This window comes from Lactonifactor sp. BIOML-A5 (genome assembly GCF_009677585.1).
In the GTDB taxonomy this organism is placed as follows: domain Bacteria; phylum Bacillota; class Clostridia; order Lachnospirales; family Lachnospiraceae; genus Lactonifactor.
Genome location: NZ_WKYV01000007.1, coordinates 99927 through 121400, shown reverse-complemented (window position 1 = coordinate 121400; position 21474 = coordinate 99927). Strand labels below are relative to the sequence as shown.

At 46.8% G+C, this 21474-nt stretch carries 20 protein-coding genes and 1 other RNA gene; 4 read left to right on the top strand and 17 right to left on the bottom strand.

The features are described 5' to 3' along the window. Window positions 1-8 precede the first annotated feature (8 nt). The 3 genes from GKG41_RS07865 to pheA all read right to left on the bottom strand — a co-directional run bounded on the left by GKG41_RS07865 (window position 9) and on the right by pheA (window position 4157). Window positions 9-1553, bottom strand: a complete 1545-nt coding sequence (locus GKG41_RS07865; protein WP_154257984.1) for an exopolyphosphatase — start codon at window positions 1551-1553, stop codon at window positions 9-11. A gap of 149 nt (window positions 1554-1702) precedes the next feature. Beyond that, window positions 1703-3016, bottom strand: coding sequence for an ATP-binding protein (locus GKG41_RS07860; protein ID WP_154257983.1), 1314 nt, complete (start codon window positions 3014-3016; stop codon window positions 1703-1705). 10 nt (window positions 3017-3026) lie between these two features. Continuing rightward, the gene (gene pheA / locus GKG41_RS07855; RefSeq protein WP_154257982.1) at window positions 3027-4157 is read right to left on the bottom strand and encodes a prephenate dehydratase; all 1131 of its coding nucleotides are present in this window, start codon (window positions 4155-4157) and stop codon (window positions 3027-3029) included. A gap of 182 nt (window positions 4158-4339) precedes the next feature. Between pheA and GKG41_RS07850 the strand changes: the two genes are divergently transcribed. The 3 genes from GKG41_RS07850 (at window position 4340) to GKG41_RS07840 (ending at window position 6169) form a co-directional block, all read left to right on the top strand. Next, window positions 4340-4720, top strand: coding sequence for a hypothetical protein (locus tag GKG41_RS07850; RefSeq protein WP_154257981.1), 381 nt, complete (start codon window positions 4340-4342; stop codon window positions 4718-4720). A gap of 97 nt (window positions 4721-4817) precedes the next feature. Further along, window positions 4818-5738, top strand: coding sequence for an aspartate carbamoyltransferase (pyrB, locus tag GKG41_RS07845; protein ID WP_154257980.1), 921 nt, complete (start codon window positions 4818-4820; stop codon window positions 5736-5738). Further along, on the top strand, window positions 5732-6169 hold the full coding sequence (locus GKG41_RS07840; protein WP_072854937.1) for an aspartate carbamoyltransferase regulatory subunit: 438 nt from the start codon (window positions 5732-5734) through the stop codon (window positions 6167-6169). The genes pyrB and GKG41_RS07840 overlap by 7 nt, the downstream gene beginning before the upstream one ends. Before the next feature lie 111 nt (window positions 6170-6280). On the opposite strand, the gene rnpB is transcribed toward GKG41_RS07840, so the two are convergent. The 14 genes from rnpB to GKG41_RS07770 form a co-directional block, all read right to left on the bottom strand. Beyond that, window positions 6281-6627, bottom strand: an RNA gene (gene rnpB / locus GKG41_RS07835) — RNase P RNA component class A. Between the two features lie 35 nt (window positions 6628-6662). After that, on the bottom strand, window positions 6663-7280 hold the full coding sequence (locus tag GKG41_RS07830) for a YdcF family protein (protein ID WP_154257979.1): 618 nt from the start codon (window positions 7278-7280) through the stop codon (window positions 6663-6665). Next, window positions 7267-7887, bottom strand: a complete 621-nt coding sequence (locus tag GKG41_RS07825; protein ID WP_154257978.1) for a hypothetical protein — start codon at window positions 7885-7887, stop codon at window positions 7267-7269. Before GKG41_RS07825 ends, GKG41_RS07830 begins: the two co-directional genes overlap by 14 nt. 46 nt (window positions 7888-7933) lie before the next feature. Continuing rightward, window positions 7934-8605 carry a Crp/Fnr family transcriptional regulator gene (locus tag GKG41_RS07820; RefSeq protein WP_154257977.1) on the bottom strand — a complete coding sequence of 224 codons (672 nt, stop codon included), beginning with the start codon at window positions 8603-8605 and terminating at the stop codon, window positions 7934-7936. 85 nt (window positions 8606-8690) lie between these two features. Further along, window positions 8691-8993 (bottom strand): thioredoxin, encoded by a 303-nt coding sequence (trxA, locus tag GKG41_RS07815; protein ID WP_154257976.1) that lies wholly within the window; start codon window positions 8991-8993, stop codon window positions 8691-8693. Between the two features lie 136 nt (window positions 8994-9129). Further along, the gene (locus tag GKG41_RS07810) at window positions 9130-10026 is read right to left on the bottom strand and encodes a multidrug resistance efflux transporter family protein (protein ID WP_154257975.1); all 897 of its coding nucleotides are present in this window, start codon (window positions 10024-10026) and stop codon (window positions 9130-9132) included. A gap of 359 nt (window positions 10027-10385) precedes the next feature. Further along, a complete protein-coding gene (locus GKG41_RS07805; protein ID WP_154257974.1) occupies window positions 10386-11093 on the bottom strand; it encodes a DNA alkylation repair protein in 708 nt (235 codons plus the stop codon). Window positions 11094-11097: 4 nt separating this feature from the next. After that, window positions 11098-14391, bottom strand: coding sequence for a DEAD/DEAH box helicase (locus tag GKG41_RS07800; RefSeq protein WP_154257973.1), 3294 nt, complete (start codon window positions 14389-14391; stop codon window positions 11098-11100). A gap of 97 nt (window positions 14392-14488) precedes the next feature. Continuing rightward, window positions 14489-16117 carry a phosphoenolpyruvate--protein phosphotransferase gene (gene ptsP / locus GKG41_RS07795; protein WP_154257972.1) on the bottom strand — a complete coding sequence of 543 codons (1629 nt, stop codon included), beginning with the start codon at window positions 16115-16117 and terminating at the stop codon, window positions 14489-14491. A 309-nt stretch (window positions 16118-16426) separates the two neighbouring features. Beyond that, window positions 16427-17392 carry a sulfite reductase subunit C gene (gene asrC, locus GKG41_RS07790; RefSeq protein ID WP_154257971.1) on the bottom strand — a complete coding sequence of 322 codons (966 nt, stop codon included), beginning with the start codon at window positions 17390-17392 and terminating at the stop codon, window positions 16427-16429. A 12-nt stretch (window positions 17393-17404) separates the two neighbouring features. Then, complete coding sequence (gene asrB / locus GKG41_RS07785) at window positions 17405-18193, bottom strand: anaerobic sulfite reductase subunit AsrB (protein WP_154257970.1); 789 nt, start codon at window positions 18191-18193, stop codon at window positions 17405-17407. After that, the gene (gene asrA / locus GKG41_RS07780) at window positions 18186-19202 is read right to left on the bottom strand and encodes an anaerobic sulfite reductase subunit AsrA (RefSeq protein WP_154257969.1); all 1017 of its coding nucleotides are present in this window, start codon (window positions 19200-19202) and stop codon (window positions 18186-18188) included. Before asrA ends, asrB begins: the two co-directional genes overlap by 8 nt. 54 nt (window positions 19203-19256) lie before the next feature. Further along, window positions 19257-19946 carry a Crp/Fnr family transcriptional regulator gene (locus GKG41_RS07775; protein WP_154257968.1) on the bottom strand — a complete coding sequence of 230 codons (690 nt, stop codon included), beginning with the start codon at window positions 19944-19946 and terminating at the stop codon, window positions 19257-19259. Between the two features lie 113 nt (window positions 19947-20059). Next, window positions 20060-20629 carry a manganese efflux pump MntP family protein gene (locus GKG41_RS07770; RefSeq protein ID WP_154257967.1) on the bottom strand — a complete coding sequence of 190 codons (570 nt, stop codon included), beginning with the start codon at window positions 20627-20629 and terminating at the stop codon, window positions 20060-20062. A 385-nt stretch (window positions 20630-21014) separates the two neighbouring features. On the opposite strand from GKG41_RS07770, the gene GKG41_RS07765 reads away from it, so the two are divergent. Beyond that, window positions 21015-21428 (top strand): MerR family transcriptional regulator, encoded by a 414-nt coding sequence (locus GKG41_RS07765; RefSeq protein ID WP_154257966.1) that lies wholly within the window; start codon window positions 21015-21017, stop codon window positions 21426-21428. Window positions 21429-21474: the final 46 nt, after the last annotated feature.

Sequence of the window (21474 nt, the reverse complement as noted above, 5' to 3'; positions counted from 1 at the left end):
TATGCCTCCTATTTTCTCCTTTTTCTTCTCAATTCCGGCCTGATAAAATAAATCTCCTCAAAAAAGTTTATCTTGTCTGCCAGCAGACCTTCTTCCAGGGTAAAATCCGCCTGACTCTCAATGGACAGGATCAGCCGGTTCTCTTTTACAGAAGCATGAAGCGTTTCTATCTTCTGAAGATGGCTTCTGTCCAGAGCATTCGCCATTCTGAGGATAGCTGTCAGTTTTCCCACCAGGATATAGTTTTCCTGTTTCATTTCCTGGTAAATGCCATCCTCCCCGTAATACACATAGGGAACTGTATTAAAACGGACCACATTGGCAATCACTTCCCGCTCTGCATGAGACAGACCGATAATCTCCGTTGACATAATAATATTGTAAGAGCATTCCCCTACATTGCTCAGACTGATATATTTGCCGCAGTCATGTAGAATAATAGCAATCTGCAGCAGGAGGCGCTCTCTTTTCCCCATGCCATGATATTTTTTCATACTGTCGAATATGACAAGTCCGATCCTGGTCATAACCTGGACGTGGCCTTTGCTGCTTACATACCGCTTTGCAATATTTCTGGCCGCTTCAATAATATCATTTTCAAAATTATGATTGGTTCTTATGATTTTATGGCTTTCACCATACTCATAAGCCATACCGTCTGTAAGCTGTGTTCCGGGGATCCACATGGTTTCTGCACCAAACTGCTCAATAAAAGTTTTAAAAATAATAATCGAGGGGATGAGAAGTGACGCATACTCAAGGGGCAGGGAGAATTCCACAGCCACCTGCTCGGGTGAATAGGGAACCACGCGATCATAGACATTCATAAACGTTGCCTTGTCAATCGTGGAGCATAGGTTGCCATTTTCCCCCTTACGGAAAAGCACCTCCGTAAAATTATCACCTACCAGAATAACATTTTTAATTTCCCGTTCTTTCAGATGAAGCTTTTTAAAGCTGAGAATCTCATTGTTAATCAATTCCTCTACCAGCTGCTCGTAATATATGGTTTCCTTTTCCACAGGAAGCAGCTTCTCACGAATTCTCAGATTCCCCAGTTTAAAATTCTGGGTGGTCACCAGCGCGTCTTTGTCAAAAAGAGAAACCTGTACGCTTCCTCCTCCCACCTCTATAATAGCGGTTCCCTTCTGAATAATCTCAGTAAAATCCTTCTCCTTTGAGGCTATGGACTTGTAGCCCAGAAACCGCTGCTCAGAATTGCTTAATACTTCCACATGCATCCCGGTTCTTCTGTAAATCTGTTCCAGAATCACCCACATATTCTCCGCTTCCCGCAGAGAGCTGGTGGCACAAACCTTATAATCCTCAACTCTGTACCCCTCCATAATATGTCTGTAGTCATTCAGGACAGTGCAGAGAGAATCCAGAGACTCCAAACTAAGCATTCCAGTCACATACGTATCTTTCCCCAGCTCAAGCGGACTGCGGATTTCATCTATTTCATGCATTCCGTATTTTTTGGACAGCTCATAGATCTTCATGCTGATATCATAAGAGCCTATATCCACGGCTGCAAATGTTGTAATAGCCATACTCTCATCCCCCTTGTAATATTTCGTGTATTTTTAATTATTTTACTATTAATCGTCTGAAAATGCCAGGGATTTTACCTATATTTTACATTTTATCTCCGTATCTACTAATAAGGGACACCCCTGATCGAATTTGGGACGTGTTCCTTTTAAAAAGAACACGTCCCCTTTTGGCCCAATAAGTAATCAATAAACTGCTGTGCTGTCCTCCCTGACAGTCCTCCGTGCTGCAGTTCCCAGGCGTTGGCTTTCTGCAGTAGTTCTTCTTCCGGCATCTCCACTTTGTACCGCTCTGCCAATGTTCTGACAATATTCTGGAATTCTTTTTTGTCCGGTGCGCAGAAGAAGATGGATACTCCGAATCGGGAAACCAGAGAGAGTTTTTCCTGTACGGTATCTGAAGCGTGAAGATCGTCTCTGCGTTCTTCTTTGTCGCTGAATTTTTCTCTCACCAGGTGGCGGCGGTTTGAGGTTGCGTAGATTAGGATATTTTCTGGTTTTTTCTCTAATCCGCCTTCAATCACTGCTTTCAGGTATTTGTATTCTATCTCGAATTCTTCAAAGGATAAGTCGTCCATATATATGATAAAACGATAGTTTCTGTTTTTAATCTGAGCAATCACATCATTTAGATCCTGAAACTGATGCTTATAAACCTCTATGATACGCAGCCCCCGGTCATAATATTGGTTTAGTATAGCCTTGACGCTGGAAGATTTTCCGGTGCCCGCATCTCCAAAAAGCAGGCAGTTATTGGCTTTTCTTCCTGAAACAAATGCTTCTGTATTATCAATGAGTTTCTTCTTGGCGATCTCATATCCCACCAGATCATCCAGATGCACATGGGCAATGTTGGTAATAGGCACTATATCCACCTTTTCCCGCACAGGTGAATGTTCCAGCCGGAAAGCCTTGTGGAGCCCCAGCTTGCCTACTCCAAAGTCTTTGTAGAAGGATACCATATCCTCCATAAATTCTTCTGTGGTTGCCGCCCGGCTCAGTTTTTCGCTGAGATTGCAGATGCGGTCCCTGATTCGTTTGTTAAACATTTTACTGTTTTCATTGACATTTACATAATTACAGATGCTCCCACAGCAGCAGGAACCAAATGCCTCATCCAGTTTTCCCAAATCAAAATCATAGAGCTTCTTAAATACAGCAAAGTCCTGCAGTACCAATTCGTTGATACTCCCTTGGACTGGCCCAACGATTTCTGATGCCATACTAAATGCATTCTCATGGTTTACCAGCAGAAATGTGAGGTAATTGTGCCAGAGATTCCCAGCAAATCCATAAGCCCCGGACATTTCCACCAGCTGATTCATGCAGTCGTAGAATACTCCACGCCGCTCCTCCAGCGCTTCCCTTTCTTCTATATAAGTGTTGATCAGATCTGTCATCTTATGCAGTACGTCTTGCTCTCTAAAATTTCTATATACAATACATTCTTCCAACTGAATCATCTTTATCCTCCTAGTAATTCCCCAGTACCCGCAGCTGACTGGCTTCCGCAGAGAGACCACGAATGGCATTTTTCACCGCACTGTCCCCCAGATTGCCCTCAAAGTCCACAAAAAACCGGTATTCCCAGTTTCTTCCCGGTATTGGACGTGACTCAATCTTTGTCATATTGAGACCATTGTAAATGAAATGAGACAAGCTGTTATACAGACTTCCGCTCTCATGGGGCAGCTCGTAGCTCACGCTGATTTTCCGGGCGTCCTTCCGGTATTTCTTTTCCTTTGATACGATAATAAATCTGGTAGAATTATTCTGATTGCTGAAGATATTCCTTTTTAAGACAGACAGCCCATAGAATTCCCCTGCCGACTCACTGGCAATGGCTGCCTGGGTCTTATCCTGGTCCTCTGAAACTTTTTTAGCTGAGACAGCCGTGTTGTCCAGTGTTACCTGCTTCCACTCTTTATGTTCATTTAAAAACTCTCTGCACTGCATCAATCCCTGGGGATGAGAATAAACCGTCTCAATATCCTCCAGTCCGGCACCCGGCACACCCAGAAGGACATGCTGGCAAGGTATAATCTGCTCTCCCACAATAAAGTGGTCATATACCGTGAGCAAATCATAGATATCCTGCACAATCCCTGCGGTAGAATTCTCAATAGGGAGAACGGCATACTCCGCATTTCCCTTCTTAATCTCTTCCATCGCATCCCTGAATTTTGCCACATGATAATTCTTCACAGAACTGCCGAAGAATGTATTCATAGCCGCAAAGCTGTAGGCTCCCTCCACTCCCTGAAATACTACGGTAACATCCTCGGTATCCAGAGCTTTCACAGGGATGTAGGGTGTGTCTTCCTCCACCGCGTTCTTTTCCAGCAGCTGATACTGAAGCTTTCTGCTCATAGCCATTATCTGCTGAAACAGCTCCCGGATTCCATGGCTGGTAAAATCGCTGCCTGCCTTCTCCCCGAGAGCCTTCAATTTTTCCAGTTCCCTGTCCTTATCAAAAACAGCCTTGCCTGTCTGTATTTTAAACTCTGCCACATCACTGCACAGCTGCATCCGCTCTTCAAACAGCCTCAGAATCTCATCATCTATTCCATCAATCTGCCCTCTTATCTTCAGCAAATCCAACATCTTTTATTCTCTCCTTTATCCGTGTTTCCTGCAAATAAATTTGCGTATTATTTCTAATCATACACCGCTCCTTCCTATTTCGCAAGTTTCTGTATCAATTCCTGCAAAAAAAAGCAGAAAATCAGACGGCGTATGAGAACCCTTCCTAAAGGTTATACTACTTACAAAAAAGGAATGTGGCTATGAAACATAAATTCTTACTATGCGGTGCTGCCGGCTGGTGCATGGAAATTCTCTGGACAGGTATTCACTCTCTGGAACGCGGAGAGCGCAAGCTGCTTGGCCAGTCCTCCATCTGGATGTTTCCCATTTACGGGATGGCTGCGGTAATCTCCCCCATTTCCCGCCTGATGAAGAATGTCTCCCCGCTCATCCGGGGAAGCATCTATACCGTAGGAATCTTCTTTACGGAATATACCACAGGCAGCATACTGAAAAAATATCAGATGTGTCCCTGGGATTACAGCAAGTGCAAGCTGAATTACAAAGGTCTGATCCGCCTGGATTATGCCCCGGTATGGTTTTTTACAGGGCTTATTTTTGAAAAAATACTTTCCGATTAATGTTGAAATTACCGGTAAACTATTATATGATGGTAGATGATAAATTACCCGTAAGATCTTGGTAAAATTTTACCGGTAAGCACATAGGAGGTAACCCATGAGACACTTAATGAGCCCACTGGATTTTTCCGTGGAAGAATTAGACAAACTCCTGGATCTGGCCAACGATATTGAGCACAATCCAGAAAAATATGCCCATGTCTGCGAAGGAAAAAGAATCGCAACTCTATTCTATGAGCCAAGCACCAGAACCCGTTTAAGTTTTGAGGCTGCCATGATGAACTTGGGAGGAAAGGTTCTTGGATTCTCCAACGCAGGCTCCAGTTCCGCCGCAAAAGGCGAAAGTGTAGCGGATACCATCCGCATGGCATCCTGCTATGCAGATATCTGCGCTATGCGCCATCCAAAGGAAGGTGCACCTCTGGTTGCATCTATGGCTTCTTCTATTCCTGTAATTAACGCAGGGGACGGGGGCCATCAGCATCCGACACAAACCCTTACCGATCTGCTCACCATCCGATCTCTGAAAGGGCGTCTGGACAATCTAACCATCGGCCTCTGCGGAGATCTGAAGTTCGGCCGAACGGTTCATTCTCTTATAGAAGCTTTGGTGCGCTATCACGGCGTACGGTTCGTTTTAATTTCCCCTGAAGAGTTAAGGGTTCCTGATTATATCCGGGAGGATGTCCTCAGAGCCAACGGCAATGAATTCAAAGAAGTAGTACGCCTGGAAGATGCCCTTCCGGAGCTGGATCTGCTCTACATGACAAGAGTGCAGAAAGAACGTTTCTTTAACGAAGAAGATTATGTCCGCATGAAAGATTTTTATATTCTGGACAAGGCAAAGATGGAGCTGGCCGGCCCCGATATGCTGGTTCTCCACCCACTCCCGAGAGTAAATGAAATCTCCGTAGAAGTGGACAGCGATCCCCGTGCTGTTTACTTCAAACAGGTTCAATACGGCGTCTATGTACGTATGGCACTGATTCTCACATTATTGGAGGTGGATGTATGTTAAATGTTGGCCAGTTAAATGAAGGGTTTGTACTCGATCACATCAAAGCAGGAAACAGCATGACTATTTATCACGATCTGCGATTGGATAAGCTGGATTGCTGCGTTGCTATTATCAAGAATGCCAAAAGCAACAAAATGGGGAGAAAAGATATCATCAAAGTTGAGTGTCCCATTGATGAATTGGATTTGGATATTCTTGGGTTTATTGACCACAACATTACAGTAAACATTATAAAAGACGCTAAAATCGTTGCGAAGAAAGAGCTGACGCTCCCGGAAAAAATCGTCAATGTAATTAAGTGTAAGAACCCGAGGTGTATTACCTCCATTGAGCAGGGCCTGGATCACGTATTTGTACTCACAGACCCTAAAAAGGAAATTTACCGCTGCAAATACTGCGAAGAAAAATATTCCGGAAACCGGATTCGCTAAGCACCGGATTCCCAAGACAGAAGAAAACCAGGCAAAGCACATGCCTGGTTTTCTTCTGTCTTCAAATACATACATACCCAACGGGCGTATACGGCCTTCGCCGTACTGTAGCGCATAAGCAAAACGATAAGCCGGGTTATGTCGTGAATAATCATCTATCTAGACCTGCTGTTGCCAGCAGGTTCCAGCGACCCACCTAAAAGCGTGACGGGCAGCCACATTGCTTTTTGTTCGGTCTTGCTTCGGATGGGGTTTACATATGCCCCTCCTGTTACCAGGAAGGCGGTAGTCTCTTACACTGCCCTTCCACCCTTACCAGTTTCCTGGCGGTACATTTCTGTTGCACTATCCTTAGAGTTGCCTCCACCGGACGTTATCCGGCATCCTGCCCTGCGAAGCCCGGACTTTCCTCATCTGACGCCTTTCGGCCTGCCAGCTGCGATTATTTGTTCTACTTATGCCTGAGATATCATAGCACATAAATTCTTATAATTCAAGGTCCGGTTATATATTTGCCGGTAAGAAGGATCTCACGGAACTGGCCGGCACACCTCCCGGCCTCTCCCAGGACAGTCTCAATTCCCTCTCTGCTCTGGTACCAGGTATCTCTGGAAATCCCCTGTACCTCCACGGGGCACAGATAAAATTCTGCCTCCGGATAAAGGAGCTGGTAATACATTCTGCACCTCCTGGCATGAAAAGACTTGCAGCAGATAATCCCCTTCTGGATGGTTAACCCCGCATGGTCTGTCACCTGCCTGGAATATATGGCATTTTCGTAGGTATAAGTGGCTGCTTCCTCCCTCAAAATGATCTCCCGGGGCACTCCATGAGAGGTGAGTACATGGCAGAGGAATTCCCATTCGGTTTTATAATTATCCCGGTAAACATTCTCTTTGTCTTTTACGCCTGCAAAGCTTCCCTGAAGAATGCTGTGCCTTCCCGAGGGCAGTATCCACGGGGCATACCCCTGCTTCCAAAGCCCGGCTGCCCGCTCCGCCATCTGGGGGTAGCCGTCCCCGGGGATAAAGATGATATCGGCACTGGATGGTGTATCCTCAGCAAAAATAAAATCCGTAATGTTATCCAGAAATTTTTTATTTATCTCCATACATAAACCTCTCCAGCAGCCTTTCACTGTCTTCATAATAGGCTTTGAGATCTTTCTCTTTGCTCCACAGGGATTCGTCTATATTCCTAAGGGATATGTTCAGATTTCTCAGGGAATCCCCATCCTTCATCTCTGTGAAGGCGGAACACTCCCCCATTTTAACCGGTGTGCCGTCTTCCACGGCAAACAAGCCCTGCTTCTTATACATCTCATAGACCTCATCAGTATAAATCAGGAGCATACTGGTTCCTGTCTGGGCATCCACGATAAATTTCTGCTGGTTTGCCATGGTGATCTGCGGGTTGCTGCTCTCCCCGTTCTTATTCCCAATGGCATAGTTCTGAATCAGTACATGTACCTTTTTGTCATTGTTTCTGTCAGAAGCAATGTTTTCAAGGACTGATTGCAGTTCATCTAAAGCTTCCTGAGGTATTCCCTCCGCAGTGACAACTGCAACAGTATAGTCATAATCTATCTGTTTCAGCTTATCTCTCACGAATACGGCAATCACTGCGATTACAAAAACACCGATGATTACATGAAACTTATGGTAATACCAGAAGTTCTCCCAATTTTTCCTGCATACTTCTTTTTTTTTGTCTTCCATCTTCTCTGTCATCTCTCCTGTATATTTTGCAGCACCCGGTCTGCCCTCAGATTTCCTCCAGTCCCTCTTTGTCCAGAAGACGGATACTTCCTCTTTCTGCTTTCACATACCCTTCATTTGCAAAATACCGAAGCATTCTGGAGACTACTTCTCTGGCGCTTCCCAGATGGTTTGCAATCTGTTCATGGGTGATGGTTAAAACATCGGATTCTTCCAGCTCTCCCTCCTCTAGGAGAAAATGAGCCAGCCTTTTATCAAAGCTGGTAAATACTATTTCTTCCAGCACCCACATCACATCGGACATTCTGGAGGACAGCAGTTCATTGGTATACCTTGCAACTGCCAATTCACTGTTCGTAATTTCATTATAACACTGGGCCGGTATCCTTATCGCCCTTACCTCTGTCTCCGCGGAGACAAAGACATCAAAACTAATATTTTTCATAATACAGGAGGCCGAAAAAATACAGATGTCCCGGCTCAGAAGGCGAAACAGTGTGACCTCCTTTCCCTGCTCCGTCACAATGTAAGCCCGGACTCTCCCCTCAAGGACCAGAAACAGCCCGGAACACTCCTCCCCCCCTGCATGCATTGCAGTTCCTGGGGGAAAAGTGACGGGCTCTGAATTATTTATTAAGGTTTCCTGTGAATGACTGCTGATGGATTTCCAGAAAGGCAGCAGCTCCTGAAAATCCTTTTGTAATTCTTTTTGCTTCATGACATTAACCTCCCAGGGACCGAGGATATACCGATCACCTCACTCTTGTATCCTCCATCATATCAACCTGAGCAATTCTTGTCAATTATCTGCCCACCATTCGGCGAATATCATTCTCTGAGCGGGCGCCTACACTTCTTGTGATTTCTTTGCCGTTTTCCATTACCACCAGAGTGGGAATACTCATAACTCCAAACTGGGAAGCCAGAGCACCCTCTTCGTCTACATTGATCTTACCGATTTTTACATCCTGCAGCTCTCCCTCCAGATTCTGAAGCACCGGAGCCAGCATCTTGCAGGGGCCACACCAGTCAGCATAGAAATCCAGCAATACCTTCCTGTCACTGTGCATTACTTCTGTATCAAAATTATTGGTTGTTATCTTCATAATGATTACCTCCTTGTTTATCTTATGGCTGTATTCTATCATTCTTTTTTCCCTTTTTCTGTGAGTAAGTCACATTCCGGAATTCCGCCATTTCTCTAGACACAGAGGCTCGTAATCACCCGGTCTGCAAAGCAATTTACCGGGTTATGAGGCTGTTCGCAATCATTCCTGCCAGTATCAGAAAGATTCCCCCAAATCCCATTCCTGAGGGAAGAGAGTCTCCCAGCAGCAAGATCCCCCCCAGAAGTGTAAAGATTACCTCTGCGGACTGGGTCGCCTCCACCAGTGCCAGCCGTCGTGGATTCTGCTTCACCATATCTGTAGCCTTAAAAAACAGGTAGGTTGCCGTCACCCCGGAAAAAAGCGCTACCAGAAAAGACTGGGCATGCTGTCCCATATCCGGCAGTCCCGCCCGGCTCCAGGCAAATACAGAACCTGCCAGCCAAAAGGGCATACTGCACAGAGTCATGCCGAACACTCTCTGCATTGCCGTAATTTCCGGGGGACAGTGAGACATCATCTTACGGTTCCCCAGAGGATACGCAAACGCCGCCACCAGAATCGGCAGAACCGTCATCCGTACATCACTCACAGCCGCTTCTCTCAGGTGGGAGCCCTGCATGAGGAATATCCCTGCCAAAATCAACAGGGAGAAGGCCAGATTCTTTACCGGAATCTTATGGCCGAACAAAGGGGTGAGAAGCACCCCCGCCACTATGGTAATCTGCCAGGTAGAAGCAATCAGCCAGGACTCCCCGTAGGCCGATGCCAGAGACAGGGGTGCATAAAAGAGTCCGAACCCCACGGTGCTCCACAGAATCCAGACCCAGGGCTGCTTTTTAATCTCCTCCCAGATTCCATTCAGCTGACGGTTCCTCCACAAAATCACCAGCAGTATAGGCATTGTATAAAAGTAGCGAAGACTCGCGCTCCACATCCAGTATCCACCGCCCAGATTCATACTTCGGTTAAGTATAAAAGTAAACGCAAAAAAGAAAGAACCAGCGATTCCATAAATCAGCGATTTTTTCATTTCTCTATCCCCCCTCTATAATAAAACAGGAGAAAAGACCTGTCCGTTCCGGTCCTCTCTCCATTCTGTCTGACTATTATCTTTATCTTATTTCTGCATTCCTTTTTTTACAATAGGATATAACTCCACAGCAAGCAAAGCAAATACTGCAATGTAAACGACTGTAAACATCTTGTAACACCTCTTTTTCTCTGAACTATATTTATTATATCCTTTATGCCTGCAGAAATCCATTCGGATAATCACTAAACTTCTCCGGTAAAAGCATCTGATTTCCGCTATTATATACAAAAATATTTAGGTAATGCAAAATTATTTTTATTTTTACTTCAAATCAGAAATATCGCCTCAATTTCCTATCAGGTCACTCTCTTCAGCTCTCGTACCTTATGTTTCGTCTCAGGGTCTACCTGGAGGGATTCTGTTATCTTCTGCAGTGCCCTGCGGTAGGTAAAGTCGTCCAGCCGGCAGCGCTTCAGGTATTCCATAGTCTGTGCGGGATACGCCGCAAAGTACATGGATACGGCCCAGGCCACCGCCATTTTTACATAATAATCTTCGTGCCGGATGTCATCAAATGCCGTGAATGCAGCATCCATATACGACTCCTCCCTATAATACATAAGCAGCATGACCACAGCAAACCGGATCTCATAAGTTCCATTTCCATAAAGGTATGGCTGGAGGAAGTCCCACATCTTTTCCGGCTCTTCTCTTGCCGCCTTCAGCCCTGCACAGAAGCTGTCGCACACGGACCAGTTATCTATCTTGGGAACAAATCTTTGAATTTGCCAGCTTCGCTGTTCAAACCCGGTTTTACAGCATCCAATTACCATTCCCTGAAGCATAATCTCCTCATAGGATTCGTCTGAGGCATTGGAGAGATAGCTCTCCCAGTCCCCCTTTGCAATTCTCTTGGCAATCTTTCTCAATTTGGGCAGGCGGACACCCAGAACGTTATCTACCCCCGGCATGAGTCTGCTGGTAAAGTCCCGGAAACCCGGTTCCGCCAGTTCCTCCAGCTCTCTACGCAGTGAATCGTGAAACTCCCTGTTCTCTTTTTCCATAGTCCTACGTCTCCTCTTTCAGCAGACCGGCAATCTCTTCCGAAGACATGGCCGCAACTGAGACACCGTGCTCTGATATGATCTGATCTGACAGCAGTTTCTTATCCTCCTGCAATTTTAATATTTTCTCCTCCACCGTATCTTTTGCAATCAGTTTAAACACCGTCACTGTCTCCTCCTGTCCGATCCTGTGTGTCCGGTCTGTGGCCTGATTCTGTGCGGCAATATTCCACCAGGGGTCAAAGTGAATCACAATGCTGGCCGCTGTCAGATTCAGTCCCGTTCCCCCTGCCTTCAGAGAGATTAAAAATACCGGAACCGCATCCTTATTAAATGCCTTTACCAGCTCTGCCCTGTCCTCCTTTTTCGTGGAACCCGTCAGGATATGATACGATATCCTTTTCTTTTTCAGACGCTTTTTCAGAATATCCAGCATCGTGGTAAACTGAGAGAATATCAGTACCTTATGTCCCCCCTCTATGGCATTGTCCACAAGTTCCATGCAGGTATCCACCTTCGCAGACTCCCCTTTATAGTCCTCGTATACCAGGCCGGGATCACAGCAAATCTGGCGCAGCCTGGTGAGTTGGGCAAGCACCTGAAACTTTTCTCCCTGGCTCCCGGTCCCAGACGGCTGTTCCAGCTGTGACAGCAGCTTCTGTACATTTGCCGCGTAGACTCTTTCCTGCTCTCCCTGAAGACGGGAGTAGACCACATTTTCAATCTTATCCGGAAGCTCCTTCAGAACATCCTTCTTCAGGCGCCGCATCACAAAGGGTTTTATCATTTTCTGCAGGCGGCGGGCCGCAATTTTGTCACTGTGCTGTACAATGGGTATCTCATATTCCTTCTGGAACCCGGAATATTTTCCCAAAATTCCCGGCATCAGATAGTCAAAAATACTCCAAAGCTCACTGAGGCGGTTCTCTATGGGGGTCCCTGTAAGTGCAAATTTTACTCCGGCTCTCACACTTTTTGCCGCCCTTGCCGCCTGGGTCATATGATTTTTAATATACTGTGCCTCATCCAGCACTTCACAGTAAAATTCCAGGCCGCGGTAATCCTCCACATCCCTTTTTAAAATGTCATAGGAGGTAATCAAAATCTGGAATTCGCTGTAATGATCATAAATCTCTTTTCTCTCTTCCCGGTTACCCACCAGCACCTTTTTTCTAAGCTGAGGGGCAAAGCGGTCCAGCTCTCCTTCCCAGTTGTACACCAATGAGGCCGGGCATACAATAAGGGACGGCGCCCCCGCCGCATCCCCTTCTTTTTCGTACCTGGCACAGAGAAATGCAATCATCTGTATGGTTTTGCCGAGCCCCATATCATCTGCCAGGATCCCTCCGAATCCCATAGCCTCCAGGGTACAGAGCCAGCGGTATCCCGCCTTCTGGTAATTCCGGAGCGTCCCTTTCAGGTGGTCCGGTACCTCAAAGTCACTGTCATCCGCGGACTTCATATTTCGGATCATGGATTTAAAGGACTGGCTTCTCTGAATCTCAATGCCTTCCTTCGCCTCCCTGAACACCTGGTCCAGATAAAATGCCCGGTATCTGGGTATCCTGCAGCTTCCTGCTTCCAGATCCCTGCCGTCAAGGGAAAGCCCCTCCATAATCTCAGCCAGAGCGCTCACAGAGTTATCCTCCAGGCGCAGAAAGTCTCCGTCCTTCAGCCTGTAATACTTCTTCCTCTGGCGGTAGCTCTGAAGCAGCCCCTCCAATTCCCCAAACGGAAGCTTTTCGGAGGAGAGGGTAAGATCTAAAAGATCTCCGCTCAGAGTAATGCCTACCGTAACCCTGGGAGCTCTGCGGACAGACAGCTTTTTCAGATTTTCAGATACAAATACTTCTCCCGTCTGCCGCAGCTGATCCATCCCTGTGGCAAGAAGCTGGTAGACTCTGTCGTCCTGGTTTACCGGGAGGGTAAGAACCTTCTTGTCCCCGGTATTATCAAAATATGCCCTTGCGGTATAGACGGCCCGGCTCTCTCTGGCAATGTCCCTGTACATGTCTTCCACAGAAAAAGCCCCCAGCATATTAAAGCTCTTGTCCCCATATTCTGACTCCAGGCGGCAGGTAAGCTTCTCCCTTTCCAGATCCAGATAGATGCGTATCTGCACCTCTTCAGGCATATAGGCACCGATATCCCCTTGTAGTTTCACCTCTGCATGCTCCCTGAGCACCGGATATATGGTACTGCAGAATGCGTTCATATCTTTCACAGCGATTTCCAGATGGGCACATTCCCTCCAGTTCCCATACTGACACACCTCTTTCATATCCCTGGCAAAGTCTTCCGAGCAGCAGTACACAGCTTCCCCCATCCGTACAAACAGAGATTCATCCGAGGAGAATACCTCAAGCCGGGGAAGTACCATAAAGCACCCGTCGTCCCGGGCGGTAATTTCAATCACAAGAGGGGGATTGCCCTCAACAACAGACAGTTCGCTGCTGCCCTCAGCGCTGTCCAAAAGGCGGCATTTCTTTCCTCTCATCAGGAGAAAAAACTCTGCCGCCTCTCTTTCTGTGAGATTCAGCTCCTGGGGATTACTCCTGTATCTCTCCCCGGAATAGTAATAAGTTTCCGTTCTAAGTTCCTCTCTGTCTTTATACGCCCGCTCCAAAAAGGAAATAAATTCCCGTGCCTGAGGGGTAAAGGCACTTCTCTCATGTATAAAGGACAGTTTTTTTCCGTATGTTACCTTTTCCCCATTTTCCACTGCTTCAAGAAAGTCTCCGATATTTTTCAGGGCATATTTATAATCCATACCGATGCGCAATGTCAGCTTCCACGTCTGGGAATACTTCTTCAGCGCCGGTTCCAGCTCAACCTTTCCTGCCACAGACGGCTGAAAAAACCTGGCCTTTTCTCTCATAGAATACCGGTAAATTAAGCTTGTAATCTCCGGAGACGACACCCTTGTCCCGGAACCGGCGGGCAGTTCCTCCGGCGCCTGTCCGATGATATCCTTTTGCTTCTGCTCCTGAAGAATAGATTCCCTCCAATAGTGCAGGGCAGCGGCGACGCAATGACTGCACATTCCTTTGTGAATCAGGCTGTCTTCACATTCACAGCTGTAATCTGTGATCTTGTCATTGGCCTCGTCCACGGTAAGCTCTACCATGTATAGCTCCTCATCTTTGCCCAGAACCTCTGCCTTAACTGTAGAGACCCCCTCCCCCTCCCATTCACAGGAACGGCAGGTGATCACCTGTTGATTCGTATAGAGGGTATTTCCCCTTGTGTAAGAGGCAGGGTAAGATTCCTGCCGGATCGCCTTTAACGTAATTGCCATGCTCACTCTTCCTTTCAGCAGATGCGGATACAGACTGCATACCTCTATTATACTGATTTCCGCCGAAAACACAATGTAAAAGGGGTGCTGTCACTGCCTATGGTTTTATTTTGGTCTCCCGAATCTTTTTTCTGAGTCCCAGAATCTCGGAGGGAGATACGGATAATTCATCAACCCCCATAGCGAGAAAGGTCTCCGTCAGTTCCAGATCTGAGGCAAGCTCTCCGCAGATTCCAGCCCAGATTCCATGTTTGTGAGCACTCTCCACTGTCATCTGAATCATCCGCAGCACCCCAGGGTGATGGGCGTCATAATATCTGTCCAGTTTGGCGTTCCCGCGGTCTATGGCCAGTGTATACTGCGTGAGATCGTTAGTACCTATGCTGAAAAAGTCAACCTTTTTTGCCAGTTCATCGCTTACCATAACTGCTGCGGGGGTCTCAATCATTATCCCCAGCTCTGCCTCCCCCATGGCAATTTCTTCCTCCCTCAGCTCTTTTTTTACCTCTTCCACAATCTCAAGGATCTCATCCACCTCCTTTACAGAAATGATCATGGGGAACATAATGGAAAGATTGCCAAAAGCTGAGGCCCGGTATAGTGCCCGCAGCTGCGTTTTAAAAATATCTTTCCTCTCCAGACAGATTCGGATGGCCCGGCAGCCCATAGCGGGATTCTCCTCTTTCTCCATATGGAAATAGTCAACCTGCTTGTCCGCTCCAATATCCAGGGTACGGATAATCACCTTTTTGCCCCCCATATTTTCCAGGGCGGTCTTATATGCGGCAAACTGCTCATCCTCTGTTGGACAGTCCTCCTTCTCCAGATAGAGGAATTCACTTCTGAAAAGACCAATCCCCGACGCATCATTCTTCAGTACACCGGCAATGTCAGAGACACTTCCGATATTAGCATACAGCTTTATCTTTTTCCCATCCAGGGTAACCGTTTCCTTTCCCTTCAGTTCCTGGAGGAGTTCTTTTTTCTGCCGTTCTTCTTCCAGGCGCTTTTTCATTTCCTCCAGCACCTCCAAAGTGGGGTCCAGATATACGATTCCCCGAAATCCGTCCACAACCGCTTCTTTTCCGTCCAGATTTTGTTCCAGATCGATTCCAGTATTGATAATAGCGGGAATATTCATGGTTCTGGCCAGAATCGCCGTATGCGAATTGACAGATCCTCTGCGGGTGACAAAAGCAAGCACCTTGTCTTTGTCCAGCTGTACGGTTTCACTTGGTGCCAGATCGTCTGCCACCACAATCACTGGTTCCGTAAAGTCCCTGTCCCGGCTTCCCTTTCCGCTGAGATTTCGGATCACCCGCTCTGAGATATCCTTTACATCCGCTGCCCTCTCCTTCATATACGCATCATCAATGGCGGCAAACATATTCGCAAAATGATCTCCGGCAGTTCCCACTGCGTACTCCGCATTCACCTTCTGAGTCTGAATCATATGCAGGATAGAAGCCTGGTAATCCCCATCATCCAGCATCATCTGGTGCGCCTTAAAGATCATGGCGCCGGCCTCCCCCACTTCCCTCAGCGCCCTCTCATACAGCTTCTGAAGCTGGTCAGCGGTCTCTTCCTTTGCCTTCCGGAAACGATCGATTTCCCTTTCCGGCTCTTCGATGGGCCTTCTTCTAACCTGCTGTTCTTCTTTTTTATAAACTGCTATTTTCCCCACAGCAATGGCTGCGAATGCACTTTTTCCTCTGATTATTTCCATAAGGTACTCCCTTCCGGCCGGCGGTGCTGCACTTCCTTCTCAAGGATTGCGCTCAGCCTTTCTTTGCTCAGCATAGTAATCCTCCCTTTTTCCTTCCCGATTTATTTTGACTATTTTTGATTGTTTTACTTTGTTATGATAATATTACCGCCATTTTCTTTCATTGTAAATCATTTCCAGTCACGCCGCCCTCCAAAAAGCGGATGCAGCATTTAACACCGTTCTGCAAAAGGGCAGCAAAAAAAGCGGATATTACCGCAGTATCAGCTGCAATATCCGCCTTGCTGTTTTTGATTGTTATTGCCGGTTTTATCTGTAGTGAACACCGTTCCAGTAAACATGGTCCTTAACAATAGTCTCAGGGAGCAGTCTTACGCCCTCCAACGCCCATTTTTTGTATTCGGTAAAGCCTACCCGGTCGATAATATAGCCTACATGCTCCTTTCCGCCGGGTGCATTGGGATCAATGTATTCTTTCACAAACCGATAGGTATTCAGGATTACTTTAATGATCGTATCTTCATCCACCCACACCAGGAAGTCCTCCCCAAGTCTGGGATTCCTTTTTCCTGTTCTGCCCATGATGGTAAGACGATAGTATTTCTGTCTGCTTCTGGTAAATGCCCTGGTGGGACATTTGGTAATGCACACCCCGCAGCCCACACATTTCTCTTCATTGCGCACCACCTTATAGTTTTCCCGGCGAAGAGCGTTCACCGAAAGCTGATCGCACCCTTTTTCACAGGCCCCGCAGTTCACACAGCGGCTGGGATCGTACTGGGGCATAGTCATGCCGATGATTCCGAAATCATGCATCCTTGCTTTAATACAGTCATTGGGGCAGCCGGTCAAGGCTATCTTAAAATGAAGATCATTAGGAAAGATGGCATCCTCTATGCGCTTTGCAAATGCCGCCGTATTATAATTTCCAAAGGGACAGACACGGTTTCCGATACAGGCAGAAACATTTCTTGTTCCGGAAGCCGGATAACCGGTGCCGGGTATCTCCTGGTTGATACCCAGATTTTCAATCACGGGCTGCAGCATTTCATTTACTTTATCCATATCCTCCAGGGAGATTCCTTCAATCTCAAACCCCTGTCTGGTAGTCAGATGTACACTTCCGTTTCCATAGGTCTCTGCAATATCCTTGACCACGCCTAATACCTCTGCGCTGCATTTTCCTCCCGGAACCCGCACTCTGGAAGCTGTGATCCCTCTTTCTTTTGAAATACGGAAGGCATTCTTTTTTACCTTTTTCGTATTGATATCCATACAGTCTGCCTCCTAATCGAATAATTTCTTTCCCTTTGCATAGTTAAATACCGGTCCGTCCAGACAGATATATGTGTCATCCATCTTGCAGTGGCCGCATTTTCCAAGTCCGCAGCACATTTTTCTCTCCTGTGAGATCCAAATCTGCTCTTCCTTTAATCCCCGTTTCAGCAATTCTGCCACTGAAAATTTCATCATTACAGGAGGTCCTACCACAATTGCCGCTGCGTCCTTTAGATTCTCTATGGGAATCTTCGGAATATATGAGGTCACAAGCCCCGTCTTCCAGCCCGGTTCATCTGCCTGATCTACCGTGACCGTAAGATTCATCTGCTTTTCCCACCGCTTCATGCTGTCCTTGAACAGAATGTCCCCGGGGGATTTATAACCAGCAATGACAGAGAGACTTTTCACCTCTTCCCTGTGCTCACCGAAATAGTCTATTACCCCTTTTACCGGTGAAACCCCGGTGCCTCCGGCCACGATTATCAGCTCTTTCCCCCGGTAGAGCTCCAGAGAGAAGCCGTTGCCGTAGGGTCCTCTCATAAACAGGCTCTGGCCCACACGGTTTTCGAATATTTCATTCGTTACCTTACCCACCTTACGGATGGTAAGCTCTACGTCGTCTTCCCCAATTCCGCTCACTGAGATAGGCGCCTCCCCGAACTTGGGAATGGAAACCTGGAAAAACTGTCCCGGCTGTACGTCTCCCACATAAGACATACGGAAGCTGTATTCAATCTCCGTATGTTTCTGTACATCTTTAATCTGAGATAAAAAAGGGATATATTCATTACTCATTATCCTGTCCCTCCTTTGCCGCCCGGCCTAGTTTCTGAAGACAGGCCAGATAAGAGATATATTCCGGACATGCATCCTCGCAGCGGCCGCAGCCCACACACATGTGATATCCGAATCTTTTCTTATAGTCATATACCTTATGTAATACCTTGAAGCGCATTCTCTGCCCCTGATCCTGCCGGAAGCTGATATTTCCCGCTATATCTGTATAGCCGTCCACCTGGCAGGAAGCCCATACTCTGCGTCTCTCTCCCGTCCGGTCATTGTCCTTATAAAAAATATCCTGCATGGTAAAACAGGTACAGGTAGGACAGACAAAATTACAGCGTCCGCAGCCAATACACCTGCCGGTATACTCTTTCCACATATCATGATTCTGGATCCCTGCGGGCAATTCCTCCGGAATTTCGGTCTGAACCGGATTCTTCGTCACATATTCTACGGGTATTTCCGTTTCTTCTCCCTGAAATGCTTTCAGGATTCTGCCCAGCTCCTCATCTCTGCAATCCAGGTAAACCCCCTGTCCATCCATCCTCAGATAGGCATCGTAGTCTGTACTTTTATTGGTTCCCATAGATACACAGATGCAGGAGTCAAAGGATTCCGGGCATCCCATCAGGATAAACCTGGTATTCTCCCGTATCCTTTTATAATAATAATCCTCCGCGCCATTTTTCAAATAGATCTCATCCAGGCGCCTGACACTGTGAAGATCACAGCTCCTTACAAGTATCAGATTTCCTTTCTCCTCCTCTTTTGGAACCTTCATCTCATCTTCTGTGAAATAAAGAATTGTCTGAGAGATGGGAAGCAGCACCTCTTTAAAGCTGTAGTCTGACTTTTTATCCCATACAATCTCGTCCCACCCCTGAATCTCTCCGTACCGGATGCTGTCTGTGTCTGAGAAGCACCCTTCCATAGGAAATACCTTTGGGGCATAAACCCGGTAGGTTTCCCGCAGCCGCTCTAAGAATGCGTCTGCTGTCTCTCTCTGCAATAACGTACCCATTGTTTCCATCCTTTCTGAATATCAGCCATCTCTGCCTGTATCTGTGAGCCTGGATTAGGCCTTATAAAATCCGGCCAGTGCCTCAGGATCCGGAATCCAGAAATGTTTGTTTTTATAAACAATCAAATCCTGGCTGCTGAGGTTTTTACATGCTCTTGAGACATTTTCCCTGGGTGCCCCCACCAGATCCGCCATCAGATTCATAGTCATCTCTATGTCGACCTTCACACCAGCAGGAGTCTGCACACCGAAATCTCTGCCCAGCTTCCACAGCTTAGCTGCAATCTTCCGCTCCAGATACATATTGCCTGTGGTATTTTTCAGCTGATGGCTCAGCCTCCAGATGTACCGCTCATATTCTCTCATAACCGCGCACATCCAGGCAGGTTCCTGTTCCATCAATTTAACAAACAGGGTCTGAGGGATTTTCAGCACCGTCAGCCCACTTGCCGCCTCACAGAAGACTGACGCCTGGGTTTTGCTTATGATATTGTAGTTGAGAAGACTGCCCTTTCCCAGAATGAAAATGACTTTGCGGTTGCCGTGCTTAGTAATATTATAGACTACAGCCTCGCCGGCCAGCACAATATAGACAAATCCCACTGTTTCCTTTGCACGGTATATCATTTCCCTTTTTTCATAGTCAACCATCTGTGCCTGGTTCAGAATTGTCTGAATCAAACTATCCGGAACCTCCTGGAAAATCTTTAGCTTCTTTACTTCATTTCTTACAATATCTCTCATACGGTACACTCTAACTACCCTTTCCTGTCCCGCTTCTTACATCAGTAATTATAACGGATCCAATGCTTATGTTCGGTGACGTTTATCACATTTTCCCTACTTTTTCTTTTTTCTTACAGGAATCCCAGATGTTCCAGAAGAATCTTTCCTCCGATGAGTATCAATATGACTCCGCCGGCCAGCTCTGCTTTTGCTTTATACCTGGTCCCGAAAATATTTCCGACTTTCACACCAACCGCCGAGAGGGCAAATGTCACAATGCCTATGAAGGAAATTGCCCGGATAATGTGCACCTCAAGGAATGCAAAGGTAATGCCTACCGCCAGAGCGTCAACGCTGGTAGCCACTGCCAAAAGAAACATTGTTTTTACATCCAGGGATGCATCTGTATCACCGCACTCTGTACATTCCCCGGACAGGGCTTCCCTAACCATATTCCCACCGATTAAGGCCAGAAGTACAAATGCAATCCAGTGATCCACGGCAGTGATCTTTTCCTTAAACTGCACTCCCAGCACATATCCCAGCAAAGGCATCAGAGCCTGAAATCCCCCGAACCAGAGTCCAACGATTCCGGCTCTCTTTACCGTAATCTTCTGCATAGCCAGCCCCTTACAGACGGACACCGCAAAGGCATCCATAGACAATCCCACTGCCAGCAAAAACAATTCCATTATTCCCATATTCCATCCTCCTGTATTATCCTAGTGTGCCGCCACTGCCATTTTCAGCTTTTGCATGATATTCACACACGAAGGGGCAGATTTTTCAGCAGCGCGCATCCAGCCCGGAGAGCTTTTCTGTGTAATAAAAAAAGACGCATGTACAGTGGGCACCATACATGAGTCTCATTAATTAAGATAAGCCAGGCCGTCACGGCCAGTATGTTGACTTACCACGTATCCACGCCAATTACTCCCTCACGAATTGATAACATTTTATCATCAAGCGGCAGGGATTTCAAGAAATATTTACCTGCTTTTCCAAACTTACTTGACCAGCCCCCGCCTTCAGATGGTATGATATAAGTAAGTAACTAAATGCATTGGTAAAAAGGAGAGATTCCCTATGACGATAACAGAAGTAAGCAAAAAATTCGGTCTTTCGGCAGACACCCTTCGCTATTATGAACGGATCGGACTGATCCCCCCTGTTCCCAGGACTAAAAGCGGCATCCGGGATTATGGAGAAGAATCCTGCGCCTGGATCGAGCTTATGAAGTGCATGCGAAAGTCTGGGGTTCAGATTGACGCCCTGATTGAATACGTAAGTCTTTTTCAGCAGGGAGATTCCACGCTGGAGGCAAGAAAGACATTGTTAGCGGAACAGAGGGACCAGCTTCTGGTGCGTATGAATGATATGCAGGCCTCCCTGGATCGGCTGAATCAGAAAATCGAGCATTATGAGCAGGGGCTGATGCGTGTGGAAAAGAAACTTCTGGATATGAAAGCAGCGAGGAACGGAGAAGAAGCTGTAGGATAGATCAACATACTGAAAACACCTGAGGCCCACAGGCAAATCTGCTGCC

Excerpts from the sequence above, each read along its gene's own strand:
- GKG41_RS07865 (WP_154257984.1), bottom strand. The coding sequence starts at position 1,553 with ATGGCTATTACAACATTTGCAGCCGTGGATATAGGCTCTTATGATATC.
- GKG41_RS07860 (WP_154257983.1), bottom strand. The coding sequence starts at position 3,016 with ATGATTCAGTTGGAAGAATGTATTGTATATAGAAATTTTAGAGAGCAA.
- pheA (WP_154257982.1), bottom strand. The coding sequence starts at position 4,157 with ATGTTGGATTTGCTGAAGATAAGAGGGCAGATTGATGGAATAGATGAT.
- GKG41_RS07850 (WP_154257981.1), top strand. The coding sequence starts at position 4,340 with ATGAAACATAAATTCTTACTATGCGGTGCTGCCGGCTGGTGCATGGAA.
- pyrB (WP_154257980.1), top strand. The coding sequence starts at position 4,818 with ATGAGACACTTAATGAGCCCACTGGATTTTTCCGTGGAAGAATTAGAC.
- GKG41_RS07840 (WP_072854937.1), top strand. The coding sequence starts at position 5,732 with ATGTTAAATGTTGGCCAGTTAAATGAAGGGTTTGTACTCGATCACATC.
- GKG41_RS07830 (WP_154257979.1), bottom strand. The coding sequence starts at position 7,280 with ATGGAGATAAATAAAAAATTTCTGGATAACATTACGGATTTTATTTTT.
- GKG41_RS07825 (WP_154257978.1), bottom strand. The coding sequence starts at position 7,887 with ATGGAAGACAAAAAAAAAGAAGTATGCAGGAAAAATTGGGAGAACTTC.
- GKG41_RS07820 (WP_154257977.1), bottom strand. The coding sequence starts at position 8,605 with ATGAAGCAAAAAGAATTACAAAAGGATTTTCAGGAGCTGCTGCCTTTC.
- trxA (WP_154257976.1), bottom strand. The coding sequence starts at position 8,993 with ATGAAGATAACAACCAATAATTTTGATACAGAAGTAATGCACAGTGAC.
- GKG41_RS07810 (WP_154257975.1), bottom strand. The coding sequence starts at position 10,026 with ATGAAAAAATCGCTGATTTATGGAATCGCTGGTTCTTTCTTTTTTGCG.
- GKG41_RS07805 (WP_154257974.1), bottom strand. The coding sequence starts at position 11,093 with ATGGAAAAAGAGAACAGGGAGTTTCACGATTCACTGCGTAGAGAGCTG.
- GKG41_RS07800 (WP_154257973.1), bottom strand. The coding sequence starts at position 14,391 with ATGGCAATTACGTTAAAGGCGATCCGGCAGGAATCTTACCCTGCCTCT.
- ptsP (WP_154257972.1), bottom strand. The coding sequence starts at position 16,117 with ATGGAAATAATCAGAGGAAAAAGTGCATTCGCAGCCATTGCTGTGGGG.
- asrC (WP_154257971.1), bottom strand. The coding sequence starts at position 17,392 with ATGGATATCAATACGAAAAAGGTAAAAAAGAATGCCTTCCGTATTTCA.
- asrB (WP_154257970.1), bottom strand. The coding sequence starts at position 18,193 with ATGAGTAATGAATATATCCCTTTTTTATCTCAGATTAAAGATGTACAG.
- asrA (WP_154257969.1), bottom strand. The coding sequence starts at position 19,202 with ATGGGTACGTTATTGCAGAGAGAGACAGCAGACGCATTCTTAGAGCGG.
- GKG41_RS07775 (WP_154257968.1), bottom strand. The coding sequence starts at position 19,946 with ATGAGAGATATTGTAAGAAATGAAGTAAAGAAGCTAAAGATTTTCCAG.
- GKG41_RS07770 (WP_154257967.1), bottom strand. The coding sequence starts at position 20,629 with ATGGGAATAATGGAATTGTTTTTGCTGGCAGTGGGATTGTCTATGGAT.
- GKG41_RS07765 (WP_154257966.1), top strand. The coding sequence starts at position 21,015 with ATGACGATAACAGAAGTAAGCAAAAAATTCGGTCTTTCGGCAGACACC.